Annotated in this window: 17 protein-coding genes and 1 tRNA gene; 6 read left to right on the plus strand and 12 right to left on the minus strand. The window is 73.7% G+C overall.

Translation table 11 applies throughout. The features are described 5' to 3' along the window. The first annotated feature begins 16 nt into the window (after nt 1-16). Nucleotides 17-2116, plus strand: coding sequence for a xanthine dehydrogenase family protein molybdopterin-binding subunit (locus ACZ6AQ_RS23555; protein WP_468762014.1), 2100 nt, complete (start codon nt 17-19; stop codon nt 2114-2116). On the opposite strand, the gene ACZ6AQ_RS23560 is transcribed toward ACZ6AQ_RS23555, so the two are convergent. Genes ACZ6AQ_RS23560 through ACZ6AQ_RS23580 form a run of 5 tightly spaced genes read right to left on the minus strand, consistent with a single transcriptional unit; the run spans nt 2113 to nt 9569 of the window. After that, nucleotides 2113-3336, minus strand: a complete 1224-nt coding sequence (locus tag ACZ6AQ_RS23560) for a type III PLP-dependent enzyme (RefSeq protein WP_468762016.1) — start codon at nt 3334-3336, stop codon at nt 2113-2115. The two genes, ACZ6AQ_RS23555 and ACZ6AQ_RS23560, sit on opposite strands and share 4 nt — an antisense overlap. Next, a complete protein-coding gene (locus ACZ6AQ_RS23565) occupies nt 3333-5111 on the minus strand; it encodes an IucA/IucC family protein (RefSeq protein ID WP_468762018.1) in 1779 nt (592 codons plus the stop codon). Before ACZ6AQ_RS23565 ends, ACZ6AQ_RS23560 begins: the two co-directional genes overlap by 4 nt. After that, complete coding sequence (locus ACZ6AQ_RS23570) at nt 5111-6541, minus strand: MFS transporter (protein WP_468762019.1); 1431 nt, start codon at nt 6539-6541, stop codon at nt 5111-5113. The genes ACZ6AQ_RS23565 and ACZ6AQ_RS23570 overlap by 1 nt, the downstream gene beginning before the upstream one ends. Next, the gene (locus tag ACZ6AQ_RS23575) at nt 6538-8340 is read right to left on the minus strand and encodes an IucA/IucC family protein (protein ID WP_468762316.1); all 1803 of its coding nucleotides are present in this window, start codon (nt 8338-8340) and stop codon (nt 6538-6540) included. The genes ACZ6AQ_RS23570 and ACZ6AQ_RS23575 overlap by 4 nt, the downstream gene beginning before the upstream one ends. Nucleotides 8341-8369: 29 nt before the next feature. Beyond that, the gene (locus ACZ6AQ_RS23580; RefSeq protein ID WP_468762021.1) at nt 8370-9569 is read right to left on the minus strand and encodes an ATP-grasp domain-containing protein; all 1200 of its coding nucleotides are present in this window, start codon (nt 9567-9569) and stop codon (nt 8370-8372) included. Between the two features lie 249 nt (nt 9570-9818). Between ACZ6AQ_RS23580 and ACZ6AQ_RS23585 the strand changes: the two genes are divergently transcribed. Continuing rightward, nucleotides 9819-10703: an iron-sulfur protein gene (locus ACZ6AQ_RS23585; RefSeq protein WP_468762022.1), complete on the plus strand. Its 885-nt coding sequence runs from the start codon at nt 9819-9821 to the stop codon at nt 10701-10703. A gap of 141 nt (nt 10704-10844) precedes the next feature. Here ACZ6AQ_RS23585 and ACZ6AQ_RS23590 read toward each other — a convergent pair whose 3' ends face one another. Further along, complete coding sequence (locus tag ACZ6AQ_RS23590; protein ID WP_468762023.1) at nt 10845-11846, minus strand: ABC transporter substrate-binding protein; 1002 nt, start codon at nt 11844-11846, stop codon at nt 10845-10847. Nucleotides 11847-12049: 203 nt separating this feature from the next. Between ACZ6AQ_RS23590 and ACZ6AQ_RS23595 the strand changes: the two genes are divergently transcribed. Genes ACZ6AQ_RS23595 through ACZ6AQ_RS23605 form a run of 3 tightly spaced genes read left to right on the plus strand, consistent with a single transcriptional unit; the run spans nt 12050 to nt 15008 of the window. After that, nucleotides 12050-13123, plus strand: a complete 1074-nt coding sequence (locus ACZ6AQ_RS23595; RefSeq protein ID WP_468762024.1) for a FecCD family ABC transporter permease — start codon at nt 12050-12052, stop codon at nt 13121-13123. Further along, nucleotides 13120-14175, plus strand: coding sequence for a FecCD family ABC transporter permease (locus ACZ6AQ_RS23600; protein ID WP_388697539.1), 1056 nt, complete (start codon nt 13120-13122; stop codon nt 14173-14175). Before ACZ6AQ_RS23595 ends, ACZ6AQ_RS23600 begins: the two co-directional genes overlap by 4 nt. Nucleotides 14176-14177: 2 nt before the next feature. Then, nucleotides 14178-15008, plus strand: a complete 831-nt coding sequence (locus ACZ6AQ_RS23605; RefSeq protein WP_468762025.1) for an ABC transporter ATP-binding protein — start codon at nt 14178-14180, stop codon at nt 15006-15008. Between the two features lie 181 nt (nt 15009-15189). Here ACZ6AQ_RS23605 and ACZ6AQ_RS23610 read toward each other — a convergent pair. Further along, nucleotides 15190-15263 (minus strand) — tRNA-Pro (locus tag ACZ6AQ_RS23610). Between the two features lie 571 nt (nt 15264-15834). On the opposite strand from ACZ6AQ_RS23610, the gene ACZ6AQ_RS23615 reads away from it, so the two are divergent. Beyond that, nucleotides 15835-17043: an acyl-CoA dehydrogenase family protein gene (locus ACZ6AQ_RS23615; RefSeq protein ID WP_468762026.1), complete on the plus strand. Its 1209-nt coding sequence runs from the start codon at nt 15835-15837 to the stop codon at nt 17041-17043. 135 nt (nt 17044-17178) lie between these two features. Here the strand turns inward: ACZ6AQ_RS23615 and ACZ6AQ_RS23620 are convergent, their stop codons facing one another. Genes ACZ6AQ_RS23620 through ACZ6AQ_RS23640 form a run of 5 tightly spaced genes read right to left on the minus strand, consistent with a single transcriptional unit; the run spans nt 17179 to nt 21084 of the window. Next, nucleotides 17179-17751 (minus strand): GAF domain-containing protein, encoded by a 573-nt coding sequence (locus ACZ6AQ_RS23620; protein ID WP_388697244.1) that lies wholly within the window; start codon nt 17749-17751, stop codon nt 17179-17181. Further along, nucleotides 17748-18371, minus strand: a complete 624-nt coding sequence (locus ACZ6AQ_RS23625) for a GTP-binding protein (protein ID WP_388697242.1) — start codon at nt 18369-18371, stop codon at nt 17748-17750. Before ACZ6AQ_RS23625 ends, ACZ6AQ_RS23620 begins: the two co-directional genes overlap by 4 nt. Further along, entirely contained in the window at nt 18349-18720 is a 372-nt protein-coding gene (locus tag ACZ6AQ_RS23630) for a DUF742 domain-containing protein (protein WP_388697240.1), read from the minus strand. The genes ACZ6AQ_RS23625 and ACZ6AQ_RS23630 overlap by 23 nt, the downstream gene beginning before the upstream one ends. Nucleotides 18721-18722: 2 nt before the next feature. Beyond that, a complete protein-coding gene (locus ACZ6AQ_RS23635; RefSeq protein WP_388697238.1) occupies nt 18723-19157 on the minus strand; it encodes a roadblock/LC7 domain-containing protein in 435 nt (144 codons plus the stop codon). 7 nt (nt 19158-19164) lie between these two features. Continuing rightward, nucleotides 19165-21084: a sensor histidine kinase gene (locus ACZ6AQ_RS23640; protein WP_468762028.1), complete on the minus strand. Its 1920-nt coding sequence runs from the start codon at nt 21082-21084 to the stop codon at nt 19165-19167. Between the last annotated feature and the right edge of the window lie 396 nt (nt 21085-21480).

Genomic DNA, 21480 nt, shown 5'->3' on the forward strand with positions numbered 1-21480 from the left:
AGGAGGGCACCGCGCCATGACCAGCCGATCCGCAGACCCGGCGACGGGGGCCGTCCGGCGCGACGCCCGGGAGAAGGTGACGGGCGAGGCCCGCTACGCCGTCGACCGGACCCCGCCCGGCTGTCTCCACGCCTGTCCCGTACCCGCCACCGTGCCGCGCGGACGGGTCACCGCCGTGCGGGCCGACGAGGTCCTGCGGCGTCCGGGCGTGCACGCCGTGCTCACCCACGAGAACGCGCCCCGCCTGGGCGAGTGCGACGACCCGACGCTCCTCCTGCTCCAGGACGACAAGGTCCCGCACCGGGGCTGGTACGTCGCCGTCGTGGTCGCCGACACCCCGGAGAACGCGCGCGCCGCCGCCGAGGCGCTGGAGGTCGAGTACGCCGTCGAGGACCACGACGTCCTGCTCCGCGCCGACCACCCGCGCCTCTACACCCCCGAGAAGGCCAACGGGGGCTTCCCGGCCGTGCGGGAGCGCGGCGACTTCGAGGGGGCCTTCGCGGCGTCCGCCGTACGGATCGACGCGACGTACTCCCTGTCCGCCCTGCACAACCACCCGATGGAGCCCCACGCCTCCACCGCCCGGTGGGAGGGGGACCGGCTGACCGTGCACGACTCCAGCCAGGGCGCGACGACGGTGCGGAACGTCCTGGCGGGACTGTTCGGGCTGCCGCCGGAGCGGATCACGGTCGTCTCCGCCTTCGTCGGCGGCGGCTTCGGCTCGAAGGGCACGCCCCGGCCCCCGGCGGTCCTCGCGTCGATGGCCGCCCGGCACACCGGCCGCCCGGTCCGGCTCGTCCTGCCGCGCCGCGAGCTCGCGGCGGTCGTGGGCCACCGCGCGCCCACCGTCCAGCGCCTCCGGATCGGCGCGTCCGGGGACGGGGTGATCACCGCCCTCTCCCACGAGGTCGTCACCCAGACGTCCACGGTGAAGGAGTTCGTCGAGCAGGCCGCCGTCCCGGCCCGCACCATGTACACCTCTCCGCACAGCTTCACCGGCCACCGGGTGGTGGCCCTGGACGTGCCGTCCCCGTCGTGGATGCGCGCGCCGGGCGAGGCGTCCGGCATGTACGCCCTGGAAGCCGCCATGGACGAGCTGGCGGAGGCGGCGGGCGTCGATCCGGTGGAGCTGCGGCTGCGCAACGACCCCGACGAGGAGCCCGACAGCGGCAAGCCGTTCAGCAGCAGGGGCCTCGCCGCGTGCCTGCGGGAGGGTGCCCGGCGCTTCGGCTGGGAGGGCCGCGACCCCCGCCCCGGCGTCCGCCGCGAAGGGGACCTGCTGTGGGGCACGGGCGTGGCCTCGGCCACCTACCCCGTGATGCTGAGCCCGTCGAAGGCGTCGGCGCACGCCGGACCGGACGGCCGTTACACGGTACGGGTCGACGCCACCGACATCGGCACGGGGGCGCGCACGGTCCTGGCCGGGATCGCCGCCGAAGCCCTGGAGGTCCCGCTCGACGCCGTGCGCGTGGAGCTCGGCGACAGCGACCTGCCCGACGCCCCCGTCGCGGGCGGTTCCTCCGGTACGGGCTCCTGGGGCTGGGCCGTGCACAAGGCGTGCACGGCCCTGCGCGGGGAACTCGCCGGGCGCTCCGGCCCGCTGCCGCCCGGGGGCGTGACCGCCGAGGCGGACACCGAGGAGGAGACGGGACAGGAGTCCCCGTACGCCCGCCACGCCTTCGGGGCGCACTTCGCGGAGGTCCGCGTCGACACGGTCACCGGCGAGGTCCGGGTCAACCGGATGCTCGGCGTCTACGCGGCGGGCCGGATCCTCAGCCCCCGCACCGCCCGCTCGCAGTTCGTCGGCGGCATGACGATGGGGCTCGGCATGGCGCTGACCGAGCACAGCACCATGGACGCCGTCTTCGGCGACTACACCGAACGCGACCTGGCCTCGTACCACGTCCCCGCCTGCGCCGACGTGCCCGCGATCGAGGCGCACTGGGTGGACGAGCACGACCCCCACCTCAACCCGATGGGCAGCAAGGGCATCGGGGAGATCGGGATCGTCGGCACGGCCGCGGCGATCGCCAACGCCGTCCACCACGCGACGGGCGTGCGCCTGCGCGACCTGCCCCTGACCCCGGACCGGATCCTTCCCCTGCTGACGCGTTAGCCGCGTCGGTCGTCGCGACCGCCCAGGAAGTGGAACGTGGGGCGGGGGTGCATGAGGAAGTCGTGGTGGGAGATGTTCCAGGCGTAGGCGCCCGCCAGGGCGAAGGCCACCCGGTCGCCCGCGCGCAGGCCCGGCGCGGGGACCCGGCGGGCCAGGAGGTCCTTGGGGGTGCAGAGCTGGCCGGTGAGGTTGACCAGGGGCCGGCTCGCGGACGGGCGGGGCCACGGGTGCGGCCAGGTCTCCACCGGGAGGACCGCACAGGGCTGGTCGTGGCCCTTGGTGGCGGGAGTGCGCAGGTGGTGGGTGCCACCGCGGACGACCGCGAAGGTCTCGCCGTGGCTGTCCTTGACGTCCAGGACCTCGGTGGCGTACCAGCCGCAGTACGCGGTCAGGGCCCGCCCCGGCTCGATCCGTACGGTCAGGCCGGGGTGGGCGGCGGTGAGGCGCGCCAGGCCGGCGCCGTACGCCGTCCAGTCGAAGCGGCTGCCGGGGGCCGTGTAGTCGACGTTCATGCCGCCGCCCACGTTGACCTCGGCCAGGCGGAAGCGGTGGCGGGCGGCGAGGCCGGCGGACCAGGTGACGACGGATTCCGCCGCCGCCAGGAGGTCCGGGGCCTCCAGGCCGCTGGCCAGGTGGGCGTGGACGCCCCGCAGTTCGAGGTGCGGATACCGGCCGTCCACGAGGAGGCGGACCGCCGTGTCCGCGTCCGCCGGATCGAGACCGAACGGGGTCGGGCGGCCGCCCATCGTCAGTGAGCTGCCCGCCAGCGAGGCGTTCGCCAGGGGCAGGTTGAAGCGGAGGAGGACGGGGACGCGGGTCCCGGGGGCGAGCCCGGCCGAAAGGGTCCCCAGCACGGCCAGGTCGTGGAGGCTCTCCACGTGGAAGCGGGAGACGCCCCGGCCGAGGGCCTCCGCCAGTTCGGCCGGGGTCTTGCCGGGGCCGCCGAAGGCGAGCGGCCGGCCCGGGACGGCCTTGGCGACGTGGGCGAGTTCGCCGCCCGAGGAGACCTCGTAGCCGTCGGTGTACGGGCCGAGCGCGGCCAGGACCTCCGGCTCGGGGTTGGCCTTCGCCGCGTAGTACAGCTCGACGTTCGCGGGGAGGGCCGCCCGCACCGATGCCGCGTGTTCGCGCAGGGCGGCCAGGTCGTAGACGTAGGCCGGGAGTTCGGTGGGGTCCAGCGAGAGGACGCGGTCGGTCACCGTCGCGGTGGGGGCGGTCATCGGGCTTCGCTCCAGGTGTTCTCGTCGTGGGCCGCTTCCGTCAGGACGGCCTCGGCGAAGGGGGAGGCGAGGCGGACGTAACCGGCCTCGCGGTCGGCCTTGCGCTCCCAGCGGGTGAGCAGGTTGGCCTTGGCCGGCAGCGGTACGCCGGCCAGCAGGGCGGCGAGCCGGGGCGGGCATCCGTGCAGGTCGGCGTAGGCCCGCAGGGTGGCGCGGACCTGGGCCCACAGCGCGGCCTCGGACTGCGGGTGCAGGTCCGCGAGCGCGGCGAGCATCTCGGCGACGTGGTTGACCAGCAGGCAGTAGACGACCCGGTCCCAGCCGCGCTCGGCGTCGTACGTCATGGGGCCGGCGACGTCGGCGGGCAGCGGGACGAGGGTGGCGGCGTGCCGCTCGGGCAGGAGCTTCGTGCCTTCGAGGTCGCGGAAGAGGACCTGGGCCGGCATGCCGTCGTCGTCGACGCAGACGACGACGTTCTGGAGGTGGGGTTCCAGGACGAGGCCGTGGTCGAAGTAGGCGGCCAGGACCGGCGGGACGAGCAGCTTGAGGTACGCCGCCCACCAGTCGAGCGCGGCCCCCGGGCCGGCTCCCCGCAGGAGGCGGGAGATGTGGCCGGGGCCGGTCGGGTACTCGTCGGCGACGGCGCCGGCGAGCAGCGGGGTGGTCCCCGGCAGGAGCCGCCGGGACAGGCCCTCGCGGACGATCACGCCGAAGCCTTCGAGCAGGGCGCGGTCGGGCGTCCCGTCGGGGCCGGGCAGGGCGAGGCTGCGGTAGGCGGGCTCGCGGAGCATGCCGCTGCCGGGGAAGCGGGACGCCAGGTCGGTCAGGGCGGGCTCCAGGAGCCGGGTCAGCACGACGGCACCGGTCAGCTCGTAACGGGAGTTCTTGCGCAGGCAGTTGGTGATGCGGACGTTGAGGCTGAACTTCAGGAACGTCTCGCCGTCGTAGAGGGTGCGCACGGACGCCGTGGCGGCGAAGGGCCGGGTGCCCGGTCCGAGGTCCAGGATGTCGCCGCGGTCGAACGCGGCCCGCAGTCCGGGGTGGTCGCGGAGCATCGCGTACTGCCACGGGTGCGCGGGCAGCAGGCGGTAGCCGTCCGGGAGGCCGGGGTGCAGCCGGTCCAGCGGTTCGGTGGCGTTCTCCTCGACGCGCTCCTCGGCGATCAGCCCGGCACGGACCGCGAGGTGGCGCAGCGGGAAGACGGCGCCCGCCTCGGGCGCGTACGACGACCAGGAGGAGGCGTCGCCGCTCCGCGCCTTGGGGGTCGGGTGGAAGCGGTGGCCGAAGAGGAGCGACTGCTCGGACGCGAGGTAGGTCGCGAGGCCGTCCTCGCCGGTGAACGGGTGCCGCTCCGTGCCGCGGGCGGCCAGCGCGGCGGCGACGGCCTCGTGGCCGGAGGCGACCTGTCCCAGGAACTCGTCGTTCTGCACGCCCGTGCGCAGTGACAGCTCCTCCCGGGTGTGCTCGGCGAGGCGCCGCCAGTCGATCCGCTTCCACGCGTCGCCGTCCTGTTCGAGGACGGGGCCGGTGAACCGGTGGGCGCCCAGGAGGGAGGTGCGGCGCAGGGCGATCCGCAGCAGCACGCCGCGCCGGGGCAGGCGCAGCAGCAGGTGGCCGTCGGTGACGGCGCTCTGGTGCTCGGGTCCGGACACTTCGCGCAGCAGGCAGTTGAGGAGGGTGTGCGCGACGACGTCGTCGGCGCTCGGCAGGTCCGGGGCGCCGGTCCGTCCGGCGGACACGGGAGCGGGGGCGAGCGACTTGTTCAGCGGGGGCATCAACGGCTCCAGCGGGTGCGGATCGAACGGAGGGTGCGGGGCAGGGCGAGGCCGCACACGGCGCCCAGCGCCACGACGCCACCGGTCAGGACGGGTGCGGCCGGGCCGTAGCGGGCGGTGCCCACGGCGGCGGCGACTCCCGCGACGACGGCGCCCGCCTTGGAGAAGAACTCCAGCGAGCCGAACAGCCCGCCGGAGGCGCGTCCTTCGGCGCACTCGGCCGCGAGCACGGACAGGCACACGAGTCCGAGGGTCAGGCCCGCGCCGAGGAGCAGCCGTACGGCGGTCAGGGTGACCAGGCTGCCGGCCACGCCGTGCCCGGCGAGGCCGAGCGCGATGCAGGCGAAGCCCAGGGCGATGCCCGTCCGGGGGCGGCGGTGGAAGGCGGAGTGCACGGCCATGGCCGTCAGCAGGTAGCACAGGTGCGGAAGGGCGAAGAAGAGGCCCGAGACGACCGGGGAGGTACCGGGTACGCGGTCCTCGACGAGCCGGATCAGGTAGGGGAAGGAGATGACGGTGGAGAAGACGAAGGCGAACTCCAGAGCGTACAGGGCCCGGAGGCGGGAGACCGGCGACGGCGCGCCCGGGCCCGCCGGCTCCGTCGCCCCCTCCCGCGTCCGCTCCGGAGTCTTCGCGGCCCCGGCGTCCGGCTCGGTCTCCCGCCCCGCCCCGGTGGCCCGGTCGGCCGGGGGCCTCGCCGCGCGCGACTCCGGCAACGCCGCGATCAGCACCGCCGCCGCGAGCGGCAGGACGGCGAACAGCACGTACTGGCGGTGGGGCGACACCCAGGGCGACAGCGAGCCGACCACCACCGGGGCGAAGACCAGCGCCGCCCGCGCCGCGCCCTGCATCAGGGTGAGCGCCTTGGACAGCTCCGGGCCCTCGAGGGCGGCGCCCAGGTAGCCGTTGGAGGCGGCGAACGTGCCACCGAGGATGCCCTGGAGCACCAGGGCGACGGTGAAGGCGGCGAGGGAGTCGGCCCACCCGGCGAGCAGGAACGACAGGGCCAGTCCGAGCTGGGCGCGCAGCAGCAGGCGCTTGCGCCCGAACCGGTCGGCGAGCCGTCCCCACAGCGGGGCGCCGACGGCGGCGAAGATCGTGGGGACGATGTACAGCACGCCCGCCCAGCGGGCGGTGGGGTCCCCGAGCCCGGGGAGGATCTCCGTGAGGTACGGGGGGAGGCCGAGCGCGGCGAAGGACGCCACGAAGTAGGTCCCGGCGACGGCGTGGACCTGCCGCCGCCCCAGCGTGGGACGTGCGGAGGGGGCGGGCGGGCTCCCCGACGGACCGGCCGGGCCGACCTGGCCCACCGGGCCGACCTGGCCCACCTGGCCCACCGAGTCGACCGGTCCGACCGGACCGACCGGGTCGGAGCCGGTCCGCGGCTCCGGGCCCGCGGACCCCCTCGTCCCGGCGGCCGTCGCGCTCATCGCGGGTCCCCCGCCCGGCGGCGCAGGTAGTTGGGGCCCGTCGTGTAGTGCGTGTTGATGTCCGAGGCGCCGGACCGCTCCTTGGTGAGGAGGGTCCCCGCGGTGACCATGGCCTTGACCGGCAGCTCGACGGCCTCCAGCACCCGTTCCCGCAGTACCGCCCCGGGCTGCCCGGGGCCGGTCCCGAGACGCTCGGCGCACTCCGCGATCCGTTCGCGTACGAGGTCCAGCAGGGTCTCGCGCGGGGCGCGGCCGTGCGCGGCCAGGCCGAAGGCGTACGCGCCCACGCACAGGTGGAGGGTGATGGTGACGAACATGTCGGCGACGGCCCGGTAGTCCTCGCCGAACATCCGCGGGTCCCGGAAGGCGGAGACCAGCTCGTCCGCCTCGGGTCCCAGGGTCCGGCGCAGCCGCGGCAGGTTCAGGCGGGGACCGTCGTCGTCCTTGAACAGCAGCCGCAGCCGCGTACGGCCGTCCTCCGGGGCCCGGTCGAACACCAGCGAGACGTTCTGCTGGTGGGACTCGAGGGCGATGCCGTGGTCGAAGAGGGTGGTCTGCCAGTCGAGGAGCAGGGTGGTGCAGGCGTCGAACAGGGCCACCGGGTCGCCATCGTAGAAGCGGTCGGCGAGGTGGTCGACGAGGAGGCGGCCGCCCGGTGCGGTGCCGAGGAGCGCGGCCATCGGCAGGACGACGGCCCGGTCGAGGCCAGCCGGGTAGCGGCGGCACAGGACGGCGAGCAGTTCGTGACCGGCGTGGGCGTACACGGTCTCGTCCGCGTGCAGGATCGTTCCCTTGAACCGGGGCTCGCGGCCGATGACGGCCTCGACGAGCCGCTGGCCGGCGGCGCCGTGGTCGAGGGTGACCGGCTTGATGGTCCGGCGGTTGCGCATGCCCAGGGTGGCGGTGACCAGGGGGAGTTTGAGGTGCAGGTCCGGCTCGTCGGTCAGGGCGACGGTGCGCATGGACAGTGTCGGCACGGCTTCCCGGTACGGTTCGTCGGCCAGGACCGCCGTGCCCTCCAGGCCCGCCTCGCGCAGGGCGTCCTCCAGCGGGGCGCCGAGGCTGAGCGGGTGGACCGGGAGCGCGAGATGGGTGCCGGCGAGTTCGGGCAGACCGAGGTCGGCGGGTGACGGCCAGCTCGCGGGCAGCCGGTCGGCGCCGCCGGGGACGGTGACCGCGTCCCGGGGCACGGCGAGCCAGCGCAGCGCGAAGCGGGGGTGGAACTCGGGCGCGTACGCGCGCAGGTGCGCGTCGTCCAGGCCGGAGCGGCCCCGTGCGGTCGGGTAGACCGGGTGGTCGAGGCGGGCCGCGAGGGTGTCGTGGGCGAGGGAGGGGGCGAGGCCCGTCCAGTCGGCCGGGTCGGCGCCGTAGCGGGCGGTCAGCACGTGGCCGACCTCGTCGGCGGTGCGGTCGTGCAGCCGCATCGTGGCCAGGGTCTGGCGGCACTCCTCGGCGAAGGACACGAATCCGGGCAGGTCGAGGGGGTCGGCGAGCGCGGTCAGCGCGCCGAGGACCGCGTCGCAGCCGGTGAGTTCGGCCCCGTCGGGCTCGCTGACCAGCAGCGGGCGGCGGGCGGCGTACTCGCCCTGGAATCCGTCCTCGCCGACGGGCAGCAGCAGGGCCGCGTCCGGTTCCGTACCGGTGGGCAGCCGCAGCCAGCGGCCGTCCTCGCGCTCGACGGTGGTCGAGCGGGTGCGCAGGCCGATGACGTCCTCGCGGAGGAAGGCGCTCAGCACGCGCAGCAGCAGGGCCTCTTCGGCGCTGTCGGCCGGGTCGGCGGTGGCGGGCGGGGCCGCGATCGGCGCCGGGGTCGGGGTCGGGGTCGGGCTCACGGAGTGATCTCCCAGGTCTGGGCGGCGAGGAAGTCGGCGACGACGCGGTCGACGCTCGCCAGGTCGGTGCCGATGGCGCGGACGACGCCGAGGAAGTCGCGGTTGGTGTGGTAGAGCTCGTGGCGTTCGCCGACGGAGCGCACCGGCCGGTACGACAACCGCACGCCGTCCACCTCCCGGTCCGTGGCGCCGGGGGCGGCCGTGAGGGTTCCGGCGCGGTCGGCGCACGGGGTGTGGATGCGGGCCGCGCCGTCGCGGCGTGCGTCCAGCTCGGCGGGGAGGGGTTCGCCGAGGTGGGTGCGCAGGACGAGTTCGAAGAGCGGGATGCCGAGGAGCTGTTCGAGGAGCTGGTCGCTCTGGTCGCCGATGGCGCGGTAGTTGACCTCGATGATGCGGGCACGGCCCTCGTGCACCACGAACTCGGTGTGGCAGATGCCGAATCCGACGCCCAGGGCGTCGAGCTGCGCGAGGATCTGCGCGGCGACCGGCTCGGGGTGGGCCGGGACGAAGGCCGAGCGCTCCTCCACGAAGTACGGCGGGGCGGAGAGCTGGGTGTGGAAGCCGCCCAGGACGTGCCGGACCGTGCCGTCGCCGAGCGTCTCCATCGTGAACAGCTCGCCGGCGAGGTACTCCTCGACGACCAGGGCCGCGCCGGGGCGCCGGTCCCGGATCTCCTTGCAGCGCAGGACCAGGTCCTCGGGCCCGTCGACGAGGACGACGTCCTCGCTGGCGACGCCCTCGCGCGGTTTGACCACGCAGGGATAGGGCGCGTCGGCCGCGACGGCGGCCGGCGCGGCCGGGCCGGCGTCGGCGGCGAGTTCGGCGGACCACACGGTGTCGAGGCCGGCGGCGGCGAGGTGGCGGCGCATCTGCGCCTTGTCCTTGACGCGCAGCGTGGTCCGCCAGCTCTTGCCGGGCAGGCCGAAGTACCCGGCGGCCAGGGCGGCCTGCGTCTGTATGTGGTCGCTGTTGGTGAACACGGCGTCGGGCGCGTGGTGGGTGGAGATGCGGGAGATGACGGCGCGGAAGTCACGGACGTCGCACTCCAGGATCTCGACCTCCTCGGCGTAGCGGCCCCGGTGGGCGTCCGGCTGGTCGGTGAGCATCGTGACGTCGAGGCCGAGCCGGGCGGCGGCGGGCAGGAAGCCGTCGGTGACCGAGTCGGTGGGGTTGAGAGCGAGCAGGTACAACCGCATGGGCGGCGACGCCTTCCGATGTCGTGGGAGGGGTGGGCCGTCCCGGTCACGGGAGGGGCGGCCCATCCGGCGGCTTGATCCAGGCACCGGCGGGAGCAGTTTAGGTTAGGCAATCCTAAGTTTCAACCCACTGTCGAGGGTCGCGACTTGACGGGATTGATCACGGGCACCCTTGAACATAAGGTAAGCCTTACCTGTGTTTTCTGTTCCTGGCGCACTCCGCGCCGCCCCGCTCGTGAAGGAACGTCCATGACGACCTCCCTGGCCATCCCGGCGACCCCCGCCGCCGCGGACCGGGGCGCGCTCGCCCCGGGCTACCGGAACCTCGTCGCCCTGTGCGAGGCGCTGGACGTGCGGGTGGCCGACCCGGGAGCGGCGGGCGCGGCGCACGGCGCGCCGGAGGCCGGAGCGTGGGTGACGGGCGCGGAGCTGGCGGAGCGTCCGGAGGCCCTGGCGGCCTTCGTCGCCGCCGAGTCCGCGCGCATCCGGCAGCGGCACGGGCTCACCCCCCGTCCGGACGTCGCGGCCTCCCGCGCGCTCCACGACTACCTCTGGTCCGTCAGTCTGCTGATGAGCGGCGTCTGGTACCTGGAGCGGCGCGTCCCGCGCATCCGCCCGGCGGAGATCCGGCTCGACCTCTCGACGGGGGTGTACGAGGTGACTCCGGGCTCCGCGTTCGCCTGCCTGCCGGACGATCCCGCGGCCGGAGAGGCGCCGGCGCCCGGCGTGCGGGCGGTCGGCCGGGAGGCGCTGCGCGCGGAGTTGCGGGCCGCCGTCGCCGACCACGTGGGTCCGCTCCTGACCGCGATCGCCCCGCACGTCCGGCGCGGCCCGCGCGCCCTGTGGGGCATGGCCGGAGACGACCTGCTCTCCGGCGTCTGGTACCTCGGACGCGTGCTCGGCCAGGAGGACCGGGCCGTGAACGCCGCCACCGAGCTGCTCCCGACGGCCGTCGCGCCGTTCCCCGCGGGCGCGGACTTCCGCCGGCTGGCGGGCCGCGACGGGCGACGGTACCCGACCCGCACGCGGACCGGCTGCTGCCTGTACTACGCGCTCGACGCCGCCCGCCCGTGCGGCACGTGCCCGCGCACGAGCGACGCGGAGCGGGTCCGGCGGCTCGACGGCGAGGACTGACCGCGCGTCCGTACGGCGGGAACCGCCCCGGGCCGGTACGACGACGCGGGCCGGCACCGGGATCTCCCGGTGCCGGCCCGCGTCGTCGGCCGCACGGCTTCCCTGCCGCCGCGGGCGGGGTCGACCGCGGCGGACCGCAGGTCACTTGGCGGGGTCGACCTTGAACATCTTCGCCATGTCGTCGAGCATCATGTCGGCGCCCTGGAGCGAGACCGAGGTCATCCAGACCGAGTCCTCCACCTCGTGGACGTTGCCCTTCTTCACCGCGTTCAGGCGCTGCCACAGCGGGTTGGCGAGGAACTTCTTCTTCCGCTCCTCACCGCCCGAGAAGGTCGTCATGAAGATGTGGTCGGCGTCGGCCTGCTGGATCTGCTCCTCGCTGATCTCGATGTTGAACTTCTTCGGGTCCTGCTGGTTCGCCGGCCGGGCGAGACCCATGTCGTTCAGGACGATGCCGCTGAAGGTCGCGGGCAGGTAGATGCGCGTCGGGCCGTCGAGGAACCGGACCAGGGAGTACGTCTGCTTCGGGTTCTTGGCGTTGATCGCGTCGCCGATCTTCTTGGCGCGCGTCTCGTACGCCGTGAGCTCCGCCTTGGCCTTCGCCTCCTCGCCGAGCGCCGTACCGAGGAAGGTGACGTTCTCCTTCCAGATCGGACCGGTCGTCTTGACGAAGACGGTCGGGGCGATCTTGCTCAGCTGGTCGTACAGGTCCTCGTGACGGACGGTCGCCGAGACGATGAGGTCCGGCTTGAGGGCCGCGATCGCCTCGAGGTTGGGGCTGTCGAGCGGGCCCACGTCCTTGGTGTTCTTGACCGCGTCGCCGAGGTAGGGCGGGAAGCCCTTCTGGTCGCGGTACGAGCCGATGCCGCCGACCAGCGGGGCATCCAGGGCGATGACGGCCTCGACGAGGCTGTTGTCCAGCGCCACCACGCGCTTGGGCTTGGTCTTGACCTCGGTCTTGCCCTTGTCGTGGGTGATGGTGCGCGGGAATCCGGCATCGGCCGCGGCGGACGTGGCCGGGGCGCCGGAAGCCTTGCCGTCCTCACCGCCGCCGCCACAGGCCGCCAGGGAAAGGGCCATCGCCGCCGTGAGGGCGGCGGCGGCGGTCCGGCCGGGCCGGCGGCGCTGAGTGAAGGTGTTCATCGGGTCTCTCCCATGAGCTGACGGTGCAGACGAGCGGCCGCCGACGATGCGGACACCACCGTTCGACGACTTAGGTAAGGCTTACCTCGTTAAAACGCTGTGAGAATAGCGTCCGCCCGGGCCAGAAGCCACCCCGGCCCCCTTCCCCGGTCTCCGACCCACCGGGTCATCACATCGGTGAGGCTTGCCTTACCTTGTGACACGTGACCCTGAAGCCCATCGCCGCGGGGGCGGCCGACACCGCCCGCCCCGCGCCGCCGCCCCGCCCCGCTCCCCGCCGGACCGGCGCCCGCGCCGTACTGACGGCCGCGCTCCTCGCCGCCGTCCTCGCGGCCGTCTGCGCCTCCCTCGCCATCGGCACGAAGGCCGTTCCGCTCTCCGACGTGCTCACCGCGATAACCGGCGGCACGGACGGCGACGCGGTGGTCATCCGGGAACTGCGCATGCCGCGCACCCTCCTGGGGCTGATCGTCGGGCTGTCGCTCGGCGCGGCCGGGGCCGTGGCCCAGGACGTCACGCGCAATCCGCTCGGCGACCCCGGCCTGATCGGCATCAGCGCCGGGGGCGCCTTCGCCGTCGCCCTCGGCATCGGCGCGCTGGGGCTGACGAGCCCGTACCAGTACATCTGGCTCGCCTTCCTGGGTGCCGCGCTCGCCGGTCTGCTCGCGTACGCCGTCGGCGGAACCGGGTACGGCGGCGCCACCCCCGCCAAGCTGGCCCTCGCCGGGGCCGCCGTCACCGTGCTGCTGGACGCGGGCACCAACACCCTCATCCTGCTCGACGTCCGCACCCTCGACCAGTACCGCTTCTGGGCGGTCGGCTCGCTCGCCGGGCGTGACGCCGGACTCGCCCTGAAACTACTGCCGTTCGCCGCCGCCGGGCTCCTCCTCGCCGTCGGGCTCAGCGGCCGGCTCAATGCCCTCGCGCTCGGCGACGACCTCGCCAGCAGCCTGGGCACCAAGGTCAGGACGACGCGCGCGCTGGGTGCCGTGGCCGTCATCCTGCTCGCCGGCACGGCCGTCGCGGCGGCCGGCCCCGTCACCTTCATCGGCCTCGTCGTCCCGCACGTCGTGCGGGCCTTCACCGGGCCCGACGCCCGCTGGCTGGTGCCCTGTTCGGCGCTGGGCGGCGCGGCCCTCATGCTGAGCGCGGACGTCGTCGGCCGGATGGCCGCACGCCCCGGCGAACTGGAGGCCGGAGTCGTCACCGCGCTGCTCGGCGCTCCCTTCCTCGCCCTCCTCGTCAAGCGGGGCAAGCTGAAGGAGCACACCCGATGAGCCTGTTGAGGTGGCAGACGGGCCCGATCGGCGTGGCGGTGCGGCCCCGGGTCGCCGTCGCCGTCCTCGCCCTCGTCCTCACCGGTTTCGCGGGGCTCGTCGCCTCCGTCTCCCTCGGTACGTACTCCCTCCCGATCGGCGACGTGCTCGGCGCGGTCCTCGGCTTCGGCGACGGCTCCGCCGACCTGATCGTCCACGAACTCCGGCTGCCGCGCGCGCTCACCGCCCTGTGCGTCGGCGCCGCCTTCGGCCTGGCGGGCGCCGTCTACCAGGCGGTCACCCGCAACTCCCTGGCCAGCCCCGACCTCATCGGCATCGCGGCCGGCTCCGGCGCCGGCGCGGTCACCGCGATCCTGATCGGCGGCGTCACCGCGGCGGGTGCGGGCACCTTCGGCGCCGTGCCGCTCGGCGCCCTCGTGGGCGCCCTGCTCACCTCCGCCGCGATCTACCTGCTGGCCTACCGCGACGGCACCGTCACCGGCTACCGCTTCGTCCTCGTCGGCCTGGCGGCGAACGGCGCGCTCCTCGCCCTGACCCGCTGGATGCTGGCCCGTGCCGACATCGACCAGGCGTCCCGCGCCATGGTCTGGCTCACCGGCAGCCTCAACGGCCGCGGCTACGAACACGTCCAGTGGTCCGGGCTCGCCCTCGTGGTCCTCATGCCGCTCACCCTCGCCCTCGCGCGCCCGTACCAGCTCCTGCAGTACGACGACGACACCGCCCGCAGCCTCGGCATCCCGCTGCGGCACTCGCGGATCGCCCTCCTCGTGCTCGCCACCTGCCTCACCGCCCTGGCCACCTCGGCCGCCGGGCCGATCGCCTTCGTCGCGCTCGGCGCGCCGCAGATCGCCCGCCGGCTCGCCGGCACCGCGGGGATCCCGCTGGTGACCAGCGCGCTCACCGGCGCGGTCCTGATGGTCCTCGCGGACCTGGCCGCCCGGACCGTGATCGCCCCGACCGAACTGCCCGTCGGCGTGCTCACCGGCGCCGTGGGCGCCCCGTACCTGCTGCTGCTCCTCGCCCGGGCCAACCGGGCCGGAAAGGGAGGCTGACGATGACCGCCGCCACACCGACCACCCCGCCGAAGGACACCCTCCCCACCGCGCTGCACGGCACCGGCCTCCGCCTGGGATACGGCGACCGGATCGTCGCGGAGGACCTCGACCTGTCGATCCCGGCGGGCCGGGTCACCGCCCTGGTCGGCCCGAACGCCTGCGGCAAGTCCACCGCCCTGCGCGCCCTGGCCCGGCTGCTCAAGCCGGCCGGCGGAACCGTCCTGATGGACGGCGAGGACATCGCCTCCCTCTCCTCCCGGGACTTCGCCCTGCGCCTGGCCCTGCTGCCGCAGACCCCCAGCGCACCGGACGGCATCACCGTGCGGGACCTGGTCGCCCGCGGTCGCACCCCGCACCAGCGGTGGTGGCGCCAGTGGTCCTCGGCGGACGAGATCGCCGTGGACGCCGCCCTCGCCGCCACCGGCGCCGCCGACCTGGCGAACCGCTCCCTCGACGAACTCTCGGGCGGCCAGCGCCAGCGCGTGTGGATCGCGATGGCCCTCGCCCAGGACACCTCCGTCCTGCTCCTCGACGAGCCCACCACCTACCTGGACCTCGCCCACCAGGTCGACGTCCTGGAACTCGTGGCGGAGCTGAACCGCTCCGAGGGCCGCACCGTCGTCATGGTGCTCCACGAACTCAACCTCGCCTGCCGGTACGCCGACCACCTGATCGCCATGCGCGACGGCCGGATCGTGGCCGCCGGAACGCCCACCGAGATCGTCACCCCGGAGCTGGTGCACGAGGTGTTCGGCCTGCGCGCCGCGGTCATCGCATGCCCGGTCGCCGGTACCCCCCTGGTCATCCCCGAGGGCGGACGCAGGACCTGAATCCGGCCGGCGGGCACGGTCGCGGGCCCGGCGTGATCCACGCGCGGGCCCGCGCCGGCCACCGGGCGCCGGACCGGGGTCCGCGGTCCCGGTCGCCCCGGTCCGCCGACGGCCCCCGAAAACGGCCGAGGGGCCGTTTCAGATTGCTCTGAAACGGCCCCTGACCTGCGACTCTTTCGAGTCGGGACGACAGGATTTGAACCTGCGACCCCTTGACCCCCAGTCAAGTGCGCTACCAAGCTGCGCCACGTCCCGTTGCCCGTCTGACCTGGGGTTTCCCCCGGCCGAACGCGCATGAGAACAATACCGCACTTTCCCCGGTGGTCACGAACACCTTTCCCGGCGGCCGGGCGAGTGCGCCCCGGAGACGATTCGGTGACTCTCCGTGACGCCCCTCCGTGCCGGCCGACGCCCCTCCACGCCTCCTGGAGGGATGAAGGGAAAGCGGCGGGCAGCGGCGGCGGCCCGGCCGGAGGGTGACCGAAAGGAGGACGACATGCCGCTCCTTTGTCGAGGAATGGGCTCATATGGTGAAGCCTCAGGGCTGGTGATCATATGACCCGGCATTTTTCGCCATGGTCACGTGGCAGAAAGACGCCTACCGGAAAAGGGCGGCGGATCGGGTCGGGCAGGCCAGGACCACGCAAAACACAATCAGTTTCAATCGTCAACCGCTCCTGTTTCAGACAAACTTCCTGGCGATATTGCTCCATCCCGGAAAGATCAACACCATGAAGAGGTCGGCCTGTTCGGGACGGGACCACTGCCGATGCACCATCCGCTCGGCCGATCAGCCGAGCAGGCGTTTCGCAGGGGAGGGACTCGGATGGACAGCTACTTCAACAGCCGACTGCATCATGAGCTCAGGGACCGCGTCCGCGATTTCGCGGAGCGTGAGGTCCGCCCCCGCATAGCCGAGATGGAGGAGTCCCGGACCGTTCACCACGAACTGTCCCGGCTGATCGCCGCTCAGGGCTGGCTGGGCGCGACGATCAACCAGGAATACGGCGGCATGGGCGCCGGTCACCTGGCCAAGACCATCATCATCGAGGAACTCTCCCGGGTCAGCGGCGCCATGGGCGCCATGGTCCAGGCGTCCCAGCTGGGCACCGCCAAGATCATCCACTTCGGCAGTGACGAGCAGCGCAAGACCTGGCTCCCCGCCATCGCCGCCGGCGACTGCCTGCCGACCATCGCGGTCACCGAACCCGAGTCCGGCGGCCACGTCCTCGGCATGAGCGCCGACGCGGTCCGGGACGGCGACGACTACGTCCTCAACGGCAGCAAGGTCTACGTCGGCAACAGCCACGTCGGCGACCTGCACGGTGTCGTGGTCAGGACCGGTCCCGGCTCGAAGGGCCTCACGGCCTTCCTGGTCGAATCCGACCGTCCGGGCTTCAGGACCGGTCCGCAGCAGGCATCCATGGGGCTCCACGGCTTCAGCTTCGGCGAGCTGATCTTCGAGAACTGCCGCGTGCCGGCCGCCAACCGGCTCGGTGACGAGGGCGACGGCCTCTCCGTCGCGTACTCCTCCAGCGTGCTGTACGGGCGGGCCAACCTCACCGCCGTCTCCCTCGGCATCCACCAGGCGATCCTGGAGGAGACCACCCGGTTCGCCTCCGAGCGCATCCGCTACGGCAAGCCGCTCCACGACCTGCCCACGGTCAAGCTGAAGCTGGGGCAGATGCAGTCCCGGCTGATGATCGCCCGGCTGGCCGCGTACCACGCCGTGCACCTGCTCGACCAGGGCCTCTCCTGCGACGCCGAGCTGATGAACGCCAAGCTGGTCAACGTCGAGTCGGCGATCGACTCGGGCCGCAACGCCATGGAGATCCACGCGGCCGCCGGCCTCTTCACGGACCGGAACCTCGAACGGTACCTGCGGGACGCGTACCACATCTTCGCCCCGGCCGGCACCTCCGACATCCAGCTCCTGCGGCTGGGCGAGATGGCCCTCGGCCTGGGCAAGGGCAGCTGGTCGGAGCGGCTGTCCGAGGTGGTCCGCACCCCGGAGCCGGAGCCGGCGCACGCCTGATCCACCACGGCCCGGGGCCCACGCCGCCGGTCCTCCCTCCCCCGGTACGGGACCCCCGTGACCGGGTCCCGCCCGGTACGCCGCGGGGCCCCGCCACGGTCGTCTCCGTATCGGGGCCCCGCCGGGCGCCGGAGGTCAGAGCATGCCGTCCTCGCGGCGGTGGATCTGCTCCACCAGCTCCGCGGCCATCGTCTTGATCGTCTCCAGACCGGCGCGCCCCCACGGGTGCACGTCGGTGTCGACCACGCAGATGGTGCCGAGCGCCACGCCGGTGCGGTCGATCAGCGGCGCCCCCATGTAGGAGCGGATGCCGATCTCGTCCACGACCGGGTTCCCCGCGAAGCGGGGGTAGTCGCAGACGTCCTCCAGGACGAGCGCCTTGCGCCGCACCACCACGTGCGGGCAGTAGCCGTGGTCGCGGGCCATGAAGCGGCCGACCCCTCCCCCGCCCGCGGCGGCGGCGCCCAGGTCGCTGCCGGAGTGGGTGCCCTCGGGGGTGTGGAGCCCCGCGAAGAACTGCCGGTTCTCGTCGATGAAGTTGACCATCGAGAACGGGGCTCCGGTGACCTCGGCGAGCCGCTGGGCGAAGTCGTCGAACGCCGGGTCCGGTCGTTCCCCGAGACCCAGCTCGCGCAGCCGCCGCACGCGGGTCTGCACGTCCTTGTCGTGCGGGGTCAGCAGGAGGTGACCGGTCGGGTCGTAGGTCATGGTGTGGCTCCGTAGCTCGGCACGGTGTCCGGGATGGTGGTGAGCAGATGCTGGACGAGGGTCAGCAGGGTACGGATGCCGGCGCTGGAGATGCGGGCGTCGCAGAGGACGACCGGCACCTCCGGCCTGAGGTCGAGCGCGGCCCGCACCTCGTCCGGCTCGTAGCGGTGGGCGCCGTCGAACTCGTTGATCGCGACGACGAAGCGGATGCCCCGCCGCTCGAAGAAGTCGACGGCGGCGAAGCAGTCCTGGAGCCTGCGGGTGTCGGCGAGGACGACGGCCCCGAGCGCCCCCTCGGAGAGTTCGTCCCACATGAACCAGAAGCGTTCCTGGCCCGGGGTGCCGAAGAGGTACAGCACGTGGCGGTCGTCGAGCGTGATGCGGCCGAAGTCCATGGCGACGGTGGTCGTGGTCTTGGACTCCACGCCCTCCAGGCTGTCGGTGGCCGCGCTGACCGAGGTCAGCAGCTCTTCGGTGCTCAGCGGTTCGATCTCGCTGACGGCGCCCACGAAGGTCGTCTTGCCGACGCCGAATCCACCCGCCACCAGGATCTTGAGCGCGGTGGGGAAGGGGTCGGACGAGAAGCTCTCGTGGCGCTCAGAGCCGTTGTCGTAGGCCATCGAGCACTGCCTCCAGCAAGGAACGGTCGGTGGGATTGGCGTGGAAGCGGGGTGCGCGGGCGGTGAGCGCCCCGCAGTCCACGAGATCGGAGAGCAGGACCTTGGTGACGACGGCCGGGAGCCGTAAGTGCGCCGCGACCTCGGCCACCGAGGTGGGCCCGTCGCACAGCCCGAGGGCCAGGGTGTGCTCGGGGCCCATGTGCGTCTGGGGGGACGAACCGGTCGCCATCACCATCGACAACAGGTCGAGGGCGGTGGTGGGCCTGGTCCGGCCGCCGCTGACCGTGTACGGGCGGATCAGGCGCCCGGCCGCGTCGTCGAGCCAGGGGCCGTCCTGGGAGGACGTCACGGTCACCGCCCGAGGCCGCCGACCACACCGGCGGCCTGCCGGGCGGGGGTGACCAGATAGGGCCGGACGCTCTTGACGAGCATCGCCATCTCGTAACCGAGGACCGCGGCGTCCGCCTCGCGTCCGGCGAGGACGGCCAGGCAGGTGCCGGAGCCCGCGGTGGAGACGAACAGGAGGGTGGAGTCGAGCTCCACGACCACCTGGCGCACCTCGCCCCCGTCGCCGAACCGGGCGCCCGCGCTCCGGCCGAGCGAGTAGAGCCCGGAGGCGAGGGCCGCCATGTGGTCGGCCGCGTCGGGGTCGAGTCCGTGGACGGATTTCACGAGGCCGTCGGAGGAGAGCAGAACGGCGTTGCGGGTGTACGGGACCCGCTGGACCAGTCCGCTCAGCAGCCAGTCGAGATCCGAGGAATGGCCGGTCGGCACATTGCTCGCCATGGTGCATCTACTCCTTGTGCGCGTCGCCGGGACGCAGCGGTTCGTGGGGGAAGGGCTGGGATTCGGCGAGGCCGATGCCGCGCTGGAAGGCGGCCATCAGCCCCGGGTCGTGCAGGGTGTGCTCCTCGGTCTTGCGGGCCACGGGCTCGTCGCGCAGCTGCGGGACGAGGTGCTCCTGGGCGCGCCGTTTGGGCAGCAGGGGCCTGCCGTCGGTCTCGGCGGGGGGTGCCGGGGGGAGCGGCGCGGTCAGGGAGGCGGGCGGGCCCCGGTGCCCGGCGGCGGCGGGCCCGTCCGGCGCGGTGGGAACGCGGCCGGTCTCCCCGTATCCGCTCGGCCGCTCGTCCGTACGGAGGTACGCGTGCGCGCCGGTGCCGGTGGTCTCCTCGGTGCGGACGGGCCGCTCGGGGGAGGGCGCGGGCGCCGGCGCGGAGACGGGGGCGGGGACCGGCACGGGGGCCGTCCCGGTCACGGGCGGGGGCGCCTGCGGGTGGGACCGGGCCTGGGCCGGTACGGGGGCCGGCGCCTGGTACGGGAGCGGCGCCGGGGCCGCGACGGCGGGCTGGGACGGGGCCGCGACGGCGGGCCGGGAGGGCGGCTGGGGCTGCGTCCGCGCCTGGCCGGTCGGGACCGCCGGGGAGCCGGCGGCCGCGGCGGCCTGGCGCTCGTGCTGGGCCAGGCCCTCCGGGTCGGCGCCGAGCAGGCCCTGCGGGAGGACGAGCACGGCCTGCACGCCGCCGTAGATGTTGGACTGGAGGCGTACGGCGATGCCGTGCCGCCGGGCGAGGGCCGAGACGACGAAGAGCCCGATGCGGCCGTCCTGGAGCAGGTGCGCGACGTTGACCTGGTCGGGGTCGGCGAGCAGGGCGTTCATCTTGTTCTGCTCGGCGACGGGCATGCCGAGTCCCCGGTCCTCGACCTCGATCGCGAGGCCCGCCGTGACGTACTGGGCGCGCAGCAGCACGGTGGTGTTCGGCGCGGAGAACAGCGTCGCGTTCTCGACCAGTTCGGCGAGGAGGTGGATGACGTCGGCCACGGCATGGCCCCGGAGCGTACCGTCGATCGGGGGCACGAGCTTCACGCGCGGGTACTGCTCGACCTCGGCGATGGAGGAGCGGAGCACCTCGGTCATGGTGACCGGGCTCGACCACTGGCGGCGGGAGATGGCGCCGCCGAGCACGGCGAGGTTCTCGGCGTGGCGGCGGATGCGGGTGGCCAGGTGGTCGACGTGGAACAGGCCCTTGAGCAGCTCCGGGTCCTCGACCTCGTTCTCCAGCTCGTCGAGGAGCTGGATCTCGCGGTGGACCAGGGACTGGAGGCGCCGGGCGAGGTTGACGAAGACCTCGACCTTCTGTTCGTTGCCGACGCTGCTGGAGAGCCGGGACGCCTGGACGACGGCCGCCACGGCCGCCTCGTGAGAGCGCGTCAGCTCCTGGGAGAGCAGCTCGAATTCGTCACCTGTGGCGGAGGACTCGGGCGGCGCGGGCCGGGACGGGACGCCTTCTCCCTTGCGCAGTTGTTCGACGATGGCGTGCAGTTCGCCCTGGTGGTGGGCGCTCGCACGGCGCAGGGCGTCGCAGCGTTCGAGTACGGCCCCGGCCGCGCGGTCCGCGCCGAGCGCGGCGGCCGCCACGGAGGCGACCGTGAGGGCGGCGGCTCCGGCGAGCGCGGCCCAGAGGCCGGGCGTGAGGACGGCTCCCGTGGAGCGGATGGTGAAGAGGACGGCCGCCGCGCCGCCCAGGGCCACCGCGACGGCGGGGAGTACGGAGGTGCGCAGGATCTGGGGCCGTATGCGGGTTTCCGCCGCGATCCGCGCGGGGGGCTGCGCGGTGGGGTTGTTGCCGTTGCCGGAGGAGCGGGCGCCCGGCCGGCCGTGCCGCCCGCCCTCACGTCGGTCGGAACGCGAGACGGGTGCGCGAAGTTGAGACATGAGTGTCCTTGGTACGTGCCCGGGATCGGCGTACTGCGGGGGTGCACTGGGGGGTGTACGGAGAGTCTGCGGGGGTCTGCTGGGGGGTGGACTACAAGGGTGCGGTCAGCCTACCGATGATCATCAGCCACACACTGTAGTCGCCAACCATTCACCCGTGGTGCGTAGTTGGCAAACTTACCCGCAGAACGGGCCTCTCTGGTATTGCCCTTCGCGCGGCAGGCCGAGAAGCATTGGCCGAAAGCCGTTGTCATGGCGCGGAGTGATCGCGGGGGGGGGCGGGAACGGAAGAGGGCGGAGACGCCTTCGCGCCTCCGCCCTCTGCGGAAATCGTTCCCGACCGGAATCCGCCGACGGAGAAGGCGGACCGGCCGGTCCGCCCGGACGCCACCGGCC

The sequence above is a fragment of the Streptomyces sp. NPDC041191 genome, from assembly GCF_055591945.1.